The following is a 12,750-nucleotide window of genomic DNA, read 5'->3' on the forward strand; positions in this document are numbered from 1 at the left end:
ATCAAATTTGTAGAGATACCAAATTAATATCAATTAGTATCTCTACAAATCCTAGAAAAGTTTAGGCAAAGGGATTAGCAAATAATAGTACTAAAGCAACTACTAGACCGTAGATGGTCAAAGATTCCATAAATGCCAAAGTTAATAGTAGAGTACCGCGAATTTTTCCTTCAGCTTCAGGCTGACGAGCAATACCTGCTACTGCTTGACCAGAAGCATTACCTTGACCAATTCCAGGGCCAATAGCAGCTAAACCAATAGCAAGAGAAGCAGCGATAACGGAAGCAGCTTGAATATCCATGATAATTTTACCTACTTAAATTTACTGAACAAAGAACTTTAAAAAGTGGTGTGAAGCGATAAAAAAAAATCCACTTCAACATTTAGATTGAATCAATTTAGAAGCAAATTAACTAACTTCTAAACGAACCTCTTAATCGTGATCTGCCAATGCCTCATGAATGTATGCTCCCGCTAGGGTAGCAAATACTAAGGCTTGAATTGCACTGGTAAATAAACCCAGTGCCATCACTGGTAAAGGTATTAGCAATGGAACTAGAAGAACCAATACGGCAACTACTAATTCGTCAGCCAAGATATTACCAAAAAGACGGAAACTTAGAGAAAGAGGTTTGGTGAAATCTTCTAAAATTGCGATCGGAAGCAGAATAGGAGTTGGTTCAATGTAATGTTTGAAGTATCCTAATCCTTTCTTTTTCAACCCAGCGTAAAAATACGCTAAGGAAGTGAGCAACGCTAAAGCCACCGTTGTATTGATGTCATTAGTGGGGGCTGCTAGCTCGCCAGAGGGTAACTCGATCAGTTTCCATGGCACTAACGCGCCAGACCAATTTGACACAAAAATGAATAAAAACAAAGTGCCAATAAAAGGCACCCAGGGACGATATTCTTTTTCCCCTAGCTGGTTCCTCGCCAAATCCCGAATAAATTCTAGGGCAAACTCCATAAAATTCTGGATGCCACTAGGAATCCTCTGGATATTCTGAGTTGCAGCCAAAGAAGCTATTACTAACAGACCTATTACTATCCAGGAATTGAGAAAAACCTGTCCATGAACTGTGAAGTTGCCAATTTTCCAGAGAAAATGTTCTCCAACTTCTAATTCTGCCAGGGTGAAAATATTTAGAAAAGTCAAAGCACCTAGAATTTCCATATGCCTAGATTGAGCAAAACATTAAATAAAAATCATTCTTGTAGTTTCATTAAAAATTGCTTACTTTAAGCGTCATTGTCTATTTTTTCTGGCGACCAAATGATTGACTGCACAGTATAGATAATGATTGCTGGCTTATAAGTCAGAAATCCAAGAAAGATAGGAAGAATGTGCAATTGTTGCCATTTACTAGCGACAATTATGAGAATGACAAAAAGTCCTAACCCCTTAGCACCGAGACGTTGTTCTGGTTGACCTAGGCGTTCAACCTCCTTCGCTAACATTCTCAGATACACTAGTCCCACACTGGCACCTAATAAATAGTTAAGAGCAGTGTTCAGCGAGCCAAAATACCACACAGGAACAAAAATTATTCCCATTAATGCCAGAGTAGTCAACAACAACATTTGTTGTAGCTGATAATATTCCGCCATTGGGTCATGGTTCTCTAAAGAATTAGAATCATGGGGAGTAAAATGCTCATCTTGTGCTAGTGATGGTTCTGGAGATTGATTAGACAAAGTTACGCTACTCGACTGCTGACCCATTCTTTGATTTTGGTTACTGAAACTAGATTTTTTCCTGCATAAAGCAGTAATTTTCAAGTAATTATACTTGTCTTATCAGACAAATATTTAACCCCGTAAAGCGAGCTGTCTACTAAGGCATTACTTGGCAACGCTACGAACCAGGTAGCAATGCTTCTAATTCCCAGTCCTCAGCGATCATATCACGGTATTGTTACCAATTATTAAAAATTTCTAAATGAACAATTTAATTAAATTCCCAGTAAACTTTTAGAGCTGAAATGGGTTCCCAATACAGTCAAAGCGATCGCAATTATCTAAGATCAAAAAGTTCATTTACTCTTGGGGACTTAAGATGATTAACTGTCGCTCAAGAAGAGTTCTTACTCCTGCTAAATCTAACTGACAAGAAGCTAGTATCTCCTTAACACTCAACCTTTGTGCTTCATTTTTGGCGCAAGCCAGCATGAATTCATATTCATCATCAGACAAATTTACCATCTGATATTCAAAATTGAGGAAGTTTTGACTAGGAAAACCCTGCATACAGGGATAGCATTCGGGAATTGCCTGACCTAAAACATGATCATCAGACCAATCTTCTTTATTCAGTGGTGGTTTAGCTAGAAAAAATTCGTAGTGTGTCAAGTTGGGATCGAGTAGTTCAATTAAGCGATATAATTCGCGATCGCTTAAGTTTTTCGCTCTGGACATTAACTCGGAAGACTCACCCACCAGACGGTCTAACTGCCAATATTGAGGATTAGAAAAACCAACAAAATCTAACCCTGAAGCATCAATTAAGCCAAACAAAGTTGACACATTGTAATCGATTTCCTGGGGATGAACATACATATCGGCAAAAGCTTCATCGCGATGATTTTCTAATGCCCATCTTTCTTTTTCTTGTTTAAGAATTCGATTATTTTCAGGAAGATTAGCAAAAATTTCCCGACCAACTTTCACCCCATCCCGATAGTCCCCTCGTTTTTCTCCTTGAAGGAGGGCGATCGCTTTTTGCATCAGACTAATTTCCCAACGTCCTAATTCGGCATAAACAAAAATATGCAGAATGCCTCCTGGCTTCAATTTTTTGGCTAATGCCTGGATGCCCTTCTCCGGTTCAGGCAAATGATGCAACACTCCCACACAGTTAATAAAATCAAACTCTCCTTCCAATTGCGTCGCTTCTTCCAGCTTGAGGTTGAAAAACTGAACGGGTTTTGCGTGTTTGGCAATTACTCCCGAACGATTACAACGTTCCTCCGCAACTTCTAAAGCCTTTTCACTGAGATCGATCGCAATCACTTCGGCTTGAGGGTTTTGATGAATAAGATAGTCAGTACCTGAACCTGTGCCACAACCCGCATCTAAAATGCGAATATCTTGGGTAGGGGGTTTCATTCCCGTACAGAAACTATAAGCTGCTGTCCAACTCCATCGCCAATTGTATCCAGGAGGTTCGAGATCCGAAAGAGGATCTGGAGGAAAAGGATAAGTATTGTACAGGTTGGCAACAGCCTGATTAATTGCTTGTGAATCGGACATATTTTTAAAGGATGAAGGATCGAAACAAAAAAATAAAGAGGGTGAATAGCTCAGTTTTTTATAATGTTAAACTCAAGGTAAATACAATGTAATTACTTACTATAAAATGAAAATAGACATTATCAAAATTGGTAACTCTCAAGGAATCAGAATTCCTAAGACAATTATGGAACAATGTGGGTTCACAGATTCAATTGAGATGGAAATTAAAGATGGTAGTTTGGTATTGAGTCCTCATAAGGTAAGAGAAGGATGGTTAGAATCTTTTCAAGAGATGGCGGCTAATGGAGATGATAAATTATTAATCGATGATGTTATTCCCACAGAATATGACCAGGAGTGGGAATGGTAAACAGGGGAGAAGTCTATCTAGTTAATTTAGACCCTACAATCGGTTCGGAAGTAAAAAAAACTCGTCCCTGTATAATCGTTTCTCCTGATGAAATGAATAAGTATATTCGCACGATAGTTATTGCACCAATGACTACTAGACGAAGAGACTATAAAAGTCGAGTGGCAATAAATTTCAAGGGCAAGCAGGGACAAGTAATGCTCGATCAAATTAGAACTATTGATAAGAAACGTTTGATAACAAAATTAGGAACATTATCAGTTAAAGAGATAAAAGCAGTAATGTCTGTTTTACAAGAAATGTTTACCTATTGATCGTGTCTACGGCAAATTAAATCCCCTTGCCTAATTTCCAGATTTATGATGAATAAAGTTGAACAATGAGGATTTGAACTAGATGCGTTACAAAGTAAAACTTAAAAAAAGCGAAGAGGGATATGCTGTGTGGTGTCCTGGTTTGCCTGGATGTTGGTCACAAGGACAAACTGAAGCAGAAGCTTTGGATAATATCAAAGATGCGATCGCAACTTACTTAGAAACAGTCGAAGAAATCACTCAAGATGCTGATTCTCGCTATTTATCTTTGTAAATTTTGCTTAACAATTAAACATAGTGATACAAATCACGTAATTTTTCGTATAAGTTAATTTGGGAAAACGGGAACGCTATTTATATCAGTTAGCCGACTAGATATATGGTAGCTACTCCCCAAAGTCTCAACGAATTTGTCAACTTCCGCTTGCAATACATTTCAGGCAAAGAACGAAGTCAAGCGCAGGTATTTTTAGATAAATTTTTTCAGGCTTTTGGACATCAGGGGGCATTACAGGCTGGTGCAGAATATGAAGTTGCCATCAAAAAGGGCAGCAAGAAAGGTAAAACAGGTTTTGCGGATTTAGTTTGGAAACCCCGTGTCTTGATTGAGATGAAGAAGCAGGGGGAAGATTTAGGCAAACATTACCGACAGGCTTTTAATTACTGGACGAGAATAGTTCCTAATCGTCCGCGCTACGTAATGCTGTGTAATTTCGATCAGTTTTGGATCTACGATTTCAACAATCAAGTAGATGAACCTGTAGATGTAGTTACTCTACAGCAATTACCTGAAAGATATTCGGCATTTGGCTTTATGGGGGTAGAGGAGAAAAACCCCATTTTCCAAAACAATCAGGTAGAGGTTACTAAAGAAACTGCCCGTAAAATGGGCGAACTATGTGAAATTCTTAAACAAAGAGGCGAAAAAGAAGGTTTTAGTATTCTTGCAGCCCAAAGATTGGTATTACAATGTGTCTTGGCTATGTTCGCTGAAGATCGCGGATTATTACCAGCCAATATGTTTATTAGCTGTATTCAAGATTGTTTGCAAGGTCAAAGTTCCTATGATGTATTGGGTGGACTGTTTGAGCAAATGAATCGACCTGGAATTACTCCAGCAGGTAGATACAAAGGTGTAGATTATTTTAATGGTGGTTTGTTTGCCACAATAAATCCCATTGAATTAACTAAGGAAGAATTAAACTATCTCGATGCAGCAGCGCGGGAAAATTGGCAACAGGTTCGCCCTGCAATTTTCGGTAATATTTTTGAGGGCACGGCAAATCAAGAAGAACGTCATGCTTACGGGATGCACTTCACTTCCGAAGCGGACATTATGAAAATCGTTAAACCGACGATTAGTAATTACTGGGATGACAAAATTGAGGCTGCTAATACCATTGCCGAATTAAATTCTTTACAGCTAGAACTGCAAAACTATCGCGTCCTCGATCCTGCCTGTGGTTCGGGAAATTTCTTATATCTGGCGTATCAGGAGTTAAAAGAAATTGAAAAGTTACTACTCGATAAAATAGCTTCTCGTCGTAGATCCGAAGCTGGTAAACAACAAGTACAGATGGGTTTAGTTACCCCGTTGCAATTTTACGGCATGGATATAAATCCTTTTGCAGTAGAGTTGGCAAAAGTAACTTTAACTATTGCTAAAAAAGTCGCGATCGACAAGTTAAATTTAACTGAAAAAGAATTACCCCTCGACACTTTAGATAACAACATCGTCTGCAAAGATGCCCTCTTCACTCCCTGGCAAAAAGCTGACGCAATTATTGGCAATCCTCCTTTTTTAGGTGGTAAACACATGAGGTTAAATTTGGGCGATGAATATGTAGAAAAGGTATTTAAACATTTTCCTGATGTTAAAGATTCAGTCGATTTTTGTAGCTATTGGTTTCGCTTAGCACAAGATAACATTAGGGAAATAGGTAGGGTTGGTTTGGTTGGCACTAATTCTATTAGTCAGGGTAAAAGCCGTAAAGCAACTTTAGATTACGTGACTGATAACGGTGGACATATTCATGAAGCAATTTCTACTCAACCTTGGTCGGGTGAAGCAAAAGTTCACGTCAGTATTGTTAATTGGAGTTTGGAAAAACCACAGCAGTATTTTTTAGATGATAAGCCAGTTAGTTTGATTAATTCCTCTCTACAGCCTCATATTGACGTTTCTGGTGCAAAAACTTTACGGGCTAATTACAATAAATGCTTCCAGGGTGTAAGTCCAGTCGGCAAAGATTTTATTATTAGCAAAAAGCAAGTTGAAGAATGGATTGCAGAAGATAGTAAAAACGAGCAGGTTTTGAAACTATTTTCTATGGGTCATAATTTAGCTCAAAATATCAATGGAAAACCCGACAGATGGATTATAGATTTTGCCAATATGTCATTAGAGGATGCTAGCGATTATCAATTGCCTTTTGAACATATAAAAACTTATGTAAAACCTGAGCGAGATAAAAATCGTAGCAAACTTAGAAGGTTAAATTGGTGGAAACATGGGGTAAATGCTTTAAAAATGAGAGAAGTGATCGCACCTTTATCCTATTACTTTACATTACCAAGAGTTTCTAAGTGGGCTGTATTTATTCCTGCGCCTTTTAATTGGCTACCAGGTGATTTGAATGTTGTAGTTGCTTCAGATGACTACTATATTTTAGGTATTTTAAATTCAAAGATTCATCGCCTGTGGGTACAAGCACAAAGTTCTACTTTGAAAGGTGACACAAGATATACAAATACAACTTGCTTTGAAACTTTTCCTTTTCCGCAAACGCCGAGTCAAAAAACAGTGCAACAGATCCGCGATAAAGCTGTTGAACTTCACGAATATAGAACGCAACAAATGGAACAAAAACAATGGGGGATTACGCAACTTTATAATGAATACTTTAATGAACCAGCCAGTAAACTTTATCAGCTACATCAGCAACTAGATAAATTAGTTTTGCAAGCTTATAATTTTAAAGCAAATGATGACATTTTAGTCAAACTTTTAGCTTTAAATTTTGAATTAGCAGAGAAAGAAAAGCAAGGAGAAAAAGTTATTGGCGCTGAATCTCCTGAGCAATAGTTACTGCGCTTTTCAAATAAGTAGACTACAACAATCAAATATTAAAACGGCTTTTAGCTAATAGCTGATAGCTGATAGCTAAAAGCTACGAAATAGTTAATTTACAACAGAGTCTATTCAACTGAAAACGGCTGTAAATTAGATAGATTAAGATCGATAAAATATGCTTGATGTGAATTAAAAATACTTAATTTATAATCTGTTTGATTGTCAATTCATTCTTGAAAATCATAATTTGTTTACTGGGGGATTAACCCCCCAGACCCCCCATTGGGGACGTTACGACCTCCCCAAACCCCTGCCGTAACTAAAGCTAAGTTTAGATATCTGCCTGATTAGCTAATTTTTGCTCAAAAATAACAAATTTAATTCACATTAAACCTAAAATGTAATTAGATATAAAACTTCTAGATATTTATGAAATTTAAAGCAATACAGATTCATTCTGTATTTCAACAAGCGATCGCTACAGTAGAAGCCTTGTCTATAGAAGATCAAACTATTCTCATAGAAATCATCCAAAATCGCTTAAGGCAAAAAAACGCGAGCAACTAAAACAGGAAATTGAAGATGTAAGACAAGAATATAGAGAAGAACAAGTTAAATTTGGTTCTGTCGAAGATTTTTTAGCAGAGTTGGATCGAGAATGAAGATCGCTTGGACTCCTAAATCTTTACGCTCTTTTAAGCGTTTAGTCCGTAAGAATCCCCAACTACGTATTGCGATCGCCAAAACTCTCAAGCAACTTGAAAATGATTGTTATCACCCTAATCTTCGCACTCACAAGTTAACGGGAAATTTAGCAGATGTTTGGTCTTGTTCGATTGATTATTAATATCGAATTTTGTTTGAGTTTATCAAAAAGTCTAAAACTGAAGAAACTGCGATTTTGTTGCTTAATTTAGGCTCTCATGACGAAGTTTATTAGACCAACGGAGCAAAAACTCTAAAAAAATTGAGTATAAAGCGATGGCTTGTTTCAGGGCGAATAACTTTCGCCCCAAAATCTCTACTGATTGCTTACAAACGATAACTCAAATAAGCTATGAACTTTCAAACTAATAGCTTTTTAAATGTTCAAATTATCATTATTTCGCTAAACAACTCCGAACTCCGAATTCCGAATTCCGAACTCAAAACTAAGCAATTGTTACATCTTTTGATAAATAAACATCCTGTATGGCATGAAATAACTTAACACCTTCTTCCATCGGACGCTGAAAAGTTTTTCTACCAGAAATTAAACCACAACCGCCAGCCCTTTTGTTGATTACCGCCGTACGCACCGCATCAGCAAAATCATTATCTCCAGAAGAGCCACCAGAATTAATTAAACCGCTACGCCCTGCATAACAATTGAGTACCTGATATCGAGTTAGATCGATGGGATGATCACTGGTTAATTCACTATAAACACGATCGTCAGTCCGACCATATTTTTGACCTGTTGCCTGAGCAACTGCTCTATAACCACCGTTGCATTCTGGTAGTTTTTGTTTGATAATATCAGCTTCGATAGTTACCCCAAGATGATTAGCTTGTCCTGTAAGATCCGCTGCTAAATGATAGTCTTTATCTTGTTTAAAAACGTCATTGCGCAGATAACACCAGAGAATAGTTGCCATGCCTAACTCGTGAGCATGAGCAAAAGCTTCACTAACCTCTTGGATTTGGCGGGATGACTCTTCTGAGCCAAAATAAATAGTAGCACCTACAGCTACCGCTCCTAAATTCCATGCTTGTTCAACGTTACCAAACATGATTTGATCTGAGGGGTTGGGATAAGTTAGTAATTCGTTATGGTTCAGCTTGACAATAAAGGGAATGCGGTGGGCATATTTGCGGGATACCATGCCCAACACCCCCAATGTTGTCGCGACAGCATTACAACCACCTTCTAAAGCTAATTTAATGATGTTTTCGGGGTCAAAATAAATGGGATTAGGTGCAAAAGAAGCTGCTCCTGAATGTTCTATCCCCTGATCTACAGGTAAAATAGAAAGATAACCAGTATTAGCTAGTCTTCCTGTGGAATATAGCTGTCGCAAACTACGCAACACCTGAGAATTGCGATCGCTATTCACAAAAATACGCTCAATAAAATCTGCTCCGGGTAAGTGCAGCATATCTTTTGAGATCTTTGCTTGATAGGTTAATAAGCTTTCGGCTTCATTACCTAGTAGAGATTCAAGGGAACTGGCAGGGGAAAAGGTCGTAGTCATAGCCCGATCTAAAGTATTTTTTTACCTACAGTTTATTGTTACCTTTGCTGATAGTTTTTGTTACTTTTTCTAAAATAGTTTGCCTTTAGCTGATTTAGACTATTCCAGCAAGTAAATACTGATTCTTGATTATAAAAGTTTAAACATACTACTTATCAGCAAGACTGTTATAAAACGAATACCTTACTAGTAAAAATCGATGCATTACTAGTTAATGGTTAGAGGCTTATCGCCAGGGATCATGAACAAATAATAAAAATAATTAATCACCTGGCTTATTAAAAGTTAATAATTATATTGTATTACAAGCAAGATTGACAAAGGTCATTCATAGGGTTCTAAAGTCTTGAAAACATTACTAATTATTTCTTAGAGCTATTAATTTACAAAAAGAAATCACCTTAACCTAAGTCATGATATTAATACATACTTCTTAATAAATTCCCTGAGAAAGCGCGAAACGTTTTACGCTAAAAGCTGAACTATAAGTAAAAAACATAAATAAAGTAAACATGAGTGTAACGGCAAGTGGTGGCAGTTCATTAGCCCGTCCTCAACTCTATCAAACAGTAGCGGTATCTACAATCTTGCAGGCGGAGCAGCAAGACCGCTTCTTGGAAGGAGGCGAACTTAAGGAATTAACAGCATATTATAAATCTGGTTTTCAACGTTTAAATATTGCTCAAACCATAACTAACAACGCGGACATTATCGTCTCACGAGCGGCAAATCGTATTTTTACTGGTGGTTCTCCTATGTCCTATTTGGAAAAACCACCAGCAGTAGAAGAGATGGCGATGGCTACCTCTAGCGGAAATACTGGTGTGCCTAGTGAGCTAGTTGTAGAGCAAAAAGAAGATGACAATAGCAGTAGTGGCAACCTATTTGGAGCATTTAGAAGCTTGTTTGCAGGGGGGTCTGGTCCTGCTCCCGCAGGATTTAGACCAATCAACGTTTCTCAATATGGACCGGCGAATATGCAGAAGTCCTTGCGAGATATGTCCTGGTTTTTGCGCTATATAAGCTATGCAATTGTCGCAGGAGATCCCAACATTCTGGTAGTTAATATTAGAGGGTTGCGCGAAATCATTGAGAAAGCTTGCTCTAGTGCAGCAACAATTGTGGCATTACAAGAGATGCGAGCAGCTTCTAGAGACTATTTTCGTAAAGATCAGTCAGCAGCAGAAATTGTTACTCAATATTTTGATGTAGCTATCTCTGAGTTTAAAGCATCTACCCCTGCTAATAAATTGCGTCAGGGCACTTCTTCCGATATTCAGGGTTTACAGTTGCCTCAAAGTTACTTTAATGCTGCAGAGAACCGCCAGAAGTTTGTCATGAAGCCTGGTTTGTCTACTCTTGAAAAGCAATCTGTAATTAAAGCAGCATATAGACAAATCTTTGAACGAGATATTACTCGCGCCTATGGTCAGTCTGTTTCTTATCTGGAATCTCAGGTAAAAAATGGCGATATTTCCATGAAAGAGTTTGTTCGTCGTTTATGTAAATCTCCTTTATATCGGAAACAGTTTTTTGAGCCCTTTATTAATAGCCGTGCTCTAGAATTAGCTTTCCGCCACATTCTTGGACGTGGTCCTTCTTCTCGAGAAGAAGTTCAAGCTTATTTCTCGGTTGTTTCTGAAAAAGGATTAGCTGGATTAGTCGATGCTTTAGTTGATTCTCAAGAGTATGCAGACTACTTTGGGGAAGAGACAGTTCCTTATCTTAGAGGCTTAGGTCAAGAAGCTCAAGAATGTCGCAATTGGGGAATGCAGCAAGAACTGTTGAATTACAGTGCGCCTTTCCGTAAAGTTCCCCAATTTGTAACTACCTTTGCTCGCTATGATCGTCCTCTACCAGACCAGCACGTATATGGTTCGGGTAACGATCCTCTAGAAATTCAGTTTGGGGCGATTTTCCCTAAAGAAACTCGTAATCCTAGCAGTAGTCCTGCACCATTTAATAAAGATACGAAACGTCTATTGATTCATCGCGGAGCAGGAATCAAGAATCAAAATAGTAATCCTGCTGCCAGGGGAGAGTTCCCTGGTTCTCTCGGAGCAAAAGTATTCCGGCTAAATAACGAGTTGCCAGGTTCTAGCAATGGTAGTGGCGTTAAATTCTCGGAAAACTCAACTCAAGCAGTGATTCGTGCTTGCTATCGCCAAGTATTTGGTCGTGATGTATATCAGGGTCAAGAACTTAAAGTAGCAGAAATCAAGCTAGAGAATGGTGACATCACAATACGTGAGTTTATCAAAATCTTGGCAAAATCCGATACATTCCGTAACTTATATTGGACATCTTTATACGTGGTTAAAGCGGTGGAATATATTCACCGTCGTTTGTTGGGTCGTCCTACCTATGGTCGTCAAGAAATCAATAAATACTTTGATCTTTGTTCTAAGAAAGGTTTTTATGCTTTAGTTGATGCCATTATTGACTCAGAAGAGTATTCCGCGGCGTTTGGTGAGGATACTGTTCCTTATGAACGTTATCTAACCCCTGCTGGTTTGCAGCTACGTAAAGCACGTCCTGGCGCAATTGAAGATGGTATTGGTGCCAAAGTTGATAAAGACGAAACTCCTCGTTTTGTAGAACTAGGTCAAGTGAGTACTTTCCGTACTACTCCCGAAGTTCAACAAAAAATCTTACAGGGGGTTACTGTACAGCGTCAACAAAGTAAAGTATTCAAGCTCACTGACACCTTTGACAAAGTTGGGGTGAAAAACGCAATCAAGGCTGCGTATCGTCAGATATTTGAGCGCGATATCGATCCTTATGTAGTACAAACCCAGTTTGCGGTTCTCGAAAGTCGCCTCGGTAATAACGAAATCAACGTCAAAGAATTTATTGAAGGGTTAGGTTGTTCCGACTTATACATCAAAGAATTCTATACTCCCTATCCCAATACTAAGGCGATCGAGTTGGGAACCAAACACTTCTTGGGTCGTGCGCCATTAAATCAAAGGGAAATTCAGAAATACAATCAAATTTTAGCTTCTCAAGGAATTCGGGCATTTATCGGAGCTATGGTAAATAGCATGGAGTATGTACAAGTGTTTGGTGAAGACACAGTTCCTTACCGACGTTTCCCCACTCTACCAGCGGCTAATTTCCCCAACACAGAGAAGCTCTATAATCAATTGACCAAACAAAACGACGATATTGTTGTCCCCAGTTTTGAGCCAACCAAGTTAAACGTATAGAAAGATATACCCTGTTTAGTCAGAATTATTTAAGTAATCAATATCTTTGATTTTTTCCCAGATTAATCTAGCTTATAAGTATTAGAAAACTGGGGGAACTATCTTTGATATTGAATACTTAGTTTTGATTGTCAAATCTCAACAATATTGCGGGATTGAACATTAAATTCTGTTAAGGGAAAGCAATCAACGGCAACAAAGTATCAGATGATAGTTAAGTTGGATTATCACTCCAATAAAAAAGTCAGCCCCAAGAGACAACTAAAATTATTGACTCTGAGGCATTTTAAAAGCAAAAGTTGACGTAGAGCAATATTTA

The 12,750-nt window shown here is 38.1% G+C and carries 11 protein-coding genes and 1 pseudogene; 7 read left to right on the top strand and 5 right to left on the bottom strand.

Annotated elements, in window-relative coordinates; translation table 11 throughout:
- Window positions 1–61: 61 nt before the first annotated feature.
- From atpE to PLEUR7319_RS0122015, 4 genes are all read right to left on the bottom strand, one after another.
- Window positions 62–301 (bottom strand): ATP synthase F0 subunit C, encoded by a 240-nt coding sequence (gene atpE / locus PLEUR7319_RS0122000; RefSeq protein ID WP_019507396.1) that lies wholly within the window; start codon window positions 299–301, stop codon window positions 62–64.
- A gap of 132 nt (window positions 302–433) precedes the next feature.
- Window positions 434–1,174, bottom strand: coding sequence for a F0F1 ATP synthase subunit A (gene atpB, locus PLEUR7319_RS0122005; RefSeq protein WP_019507397.1), 741 nt, complete (start codon window positions 1,172–1,174; stop codon window positions 434–436).
- A gap of 65 nt (window positions 1,175–1,239) precedes the next feature.
- Complete coding sequence (locus PLEUR7319_RS0122010; protein ID WP_026102697.1) at window positions 1,240–1,608, bottom strand: hypothetical protein; 369 nt, start codon at window positions 1,606–1,608, stop codon at window positions 1,240–1,242.
- A gap of 429 nt (window positions 1,609–2,037) precedes the next feature.
- Window positions 2,038–3,249 (bottom strand): class I SAM-dependent methyltransferase, encoded by a 1,212-nt coding sequence (locus PLEUR7319_RS0122015; RefSeq protein WP_019507399.1) that lies wholly within the window; start codon window positions 3,247–3,249, stop codon window positions 2,038–2,040.
- 106 nt (window positions 3,250–3,355) lie between these two features.
- On the opposite strand from PLEUR7319_RS0122015, the gene PLEUR7319_RS0122020 reads away from it, so the two are divergent.
- The 6 genes and pseudogenes from PLEUR7319_RS0122020 (at window position 3,356) to PLEUR7319_RS36370 (ending at window position 7,928) form a co-directional block, all read left to right on the top strand.
- Complete coding sequence (locus PLEUR7319_RS0122020) at window positions 3,356–3,601, top strand: AbrB/MazE/SpoVT family DNA-binding domain-containing protein (protein WP_019507400.1); 246 nt, start codon at window positions 3,356–3,358, stop codon at window positions 3,599–3,601.
- Complete coding sequence (locus tag PLEUR7319_RS0122025; protein ID WP_019507401.1) at window positions 3,595–3,915, top strand: type II toxin-antitoxin system PemK/MazF family toxin; 321 nt, start codon at window positions 3,595–3,597, stop codon at window positions 3,913–3,915. Before PLEUR7319_RS0122020 ends, PLEUR7319_RS0122025 begins: the two co-directional genes overlap by 7 nt.
- Window positions 3,916–3,997: 82 nt before the next feature.
- On the top strand, window positions 3,998–4,189 hold the full coding sequence (locus PLEUR7319_RS0122030; RefSeq protein WP_019507402.1) for a type II toxin-antitoxin system HicB family antitoxin: 192 nt from the start codon (window positions 3,998–4,000) through the stop codon (window positions 4,187–4,189).
- Between the two features lie 105 nt (window positions 4,190–4,294).
- Window positions 4,295–7,000 carry a DNA methyltransferase gene (locus PLEUR7319_RS0122035; RefSeq protein ID WP_019507403.1) on the top strand — a complete coding sequence of 902 codons (2,706 nt, stop codon included), beginning with the start codon at window positions 4,295–4,297 and terminating at the stop codon, window positions 6,998–7,000.
- Window positions 7,001–7,417: 417 nt separating this feature from the next.
- On the top strand, window positions 7,418–7,555 hold the full coding sequence (locus PLEUR7319_RS42190) for a hypothetical protein (RefSeq protein ID WP_019507404.1): 138 nt from the start codon (window positions 7,418–7,420) through the stop codon (window positions 7,553–7,555).
- Between the two features lie 91 nt (window positions 7,556–7,646).
- Window positions 7,647–7,928, top strand: a pseudogene (locus tag PLEUR7319_RS36370) (type II toxin-antitoxin system YafQ family toxin).
- A gap of 211 nt (window positions 7,929–8,139) precedes the next feature.
- Here the strand turns inward: PLEUR7319_RS36370 and PLEUR7319_RS0122050 are convergent.
- Window positions 8,140–9,222, bottom strand: coding sequence for a class I fructose-bisphosphate aldolase (locus PLEUR7319_RS0122050; protein ID WP_019507406.1), 1,083 nt, complete (start codon window positions 9,220–9,222; stop codon window positions 8,140–8,142).
- Window positions 9,223–9,734: 512 nt separating this feature from the next.
- Here PLEUR7319_RS0122050 and PLEUR7319_RS0122055 point away from each other — a divergent pair.
- Window positions 9,735–12,431 carry a phycobilisome rod-core linker polypeptide gene (locus PLEUR7319_RS0122055; protein ID WP_019507407.1) on the top strand — a complete coding sequence of 899 codons (2,697 nt, stop codon included), beginning with the start codon at window positions 9,735–9,737 and terminating at the stop codon, window positions 12,429–12,431.
- Window positions 12,432–12,750 lie beyond the last annotated feature (319 nt).

The sequence above is a fragment of the Pleurocapsa sp. PCC 7319 genome, assembly GCF_000332195.1.
GTDB lineage: Bacteria > Cyanobacteriota > Cyanobacteriia > Cyanobacteriales > Xenococcaceae > Waterburya.

Bases quoted from the DNA above. Each gene is read 5' to 3' on its own strand.
- atpE (WP_019507396.1), bottom strand. From the start codon at position 301: ATGGATATTCAAGCTGCTTCCGTTATCGCTGCTTCTCTTGCTATTGGT.
- atpB (WP_019507397.1), bottom strand. From the start codon at position 1,174: ATGGAAATTCTAGGTGCTTTGACTTTTCTAAATATTTTCACCCTGGCA.
- PLEUR7319_RS0122010 (WP_026102697.1), bottom strand. From the start codon at position 1,608: ATGGCGGAATATTATCAGCTACAACAAATGTTGTTGTTGACTACTCTG.
- PLEUR7319_RS0122015 (WP_019507399.1), bottom strand. From the start codon at position 3,249: ATGTCCGATTCACAAGCAATTAATCAGGCTGTTGCCAACCTGTACAAT.
- PLEUR7319_RS0122020 (WP_019507400.1), top strand. From the start codon at position 3,356: ATGAAAATAGACATTATCAAAATTGGTAACTCTCAAGGAATCAGAATT.
- PLEUR7319_RS0122025 (WP_019507401.1), top strand. From the start codon at position 3,595: ATGGTAAACAGGGGAGAAGTCTATCTAGTTAATTTAGACCCTACAATC.
- PLEUR7319_RS0122030 (WP_019507402.1), top strand. From the start codon at position 3,998: ATGCGTTACAAAGTAAAACTTAAAAAAAGCGAAGAGGGATATGCTGTG.
- PLEUR7319_RS0122035 (WP_019507403.1), top strand. From the start codon at position 4,295: ATGGTAGCTACTCCCCAAAGTCTCAACGAATTTGTCAACTTCCGCTTG.
- PLEUR7319_RS42190 (WP_019507404.1), top strand. From the start codon at position 7,418: ATGAAATTTAAAGCAATACAGATTCATTCTGTATTTCAACAAGCGATC.
- PLEUR7319_RS0122050 (WP_019507406.1), bottom strand. From the start codon at position 9,222: ATGACTACGACCTTTTCCCCTGCCAGTTCCCTTGAATCTCTACTAGGT.
- PLEUR7319_RS0122055 (WP_019507407.1), top strand. From the start codon at position 9,735: ATGAGTGTAACGGCAAGTGGTGGCAGTTCATTAGCCCGTCCTCAACTC.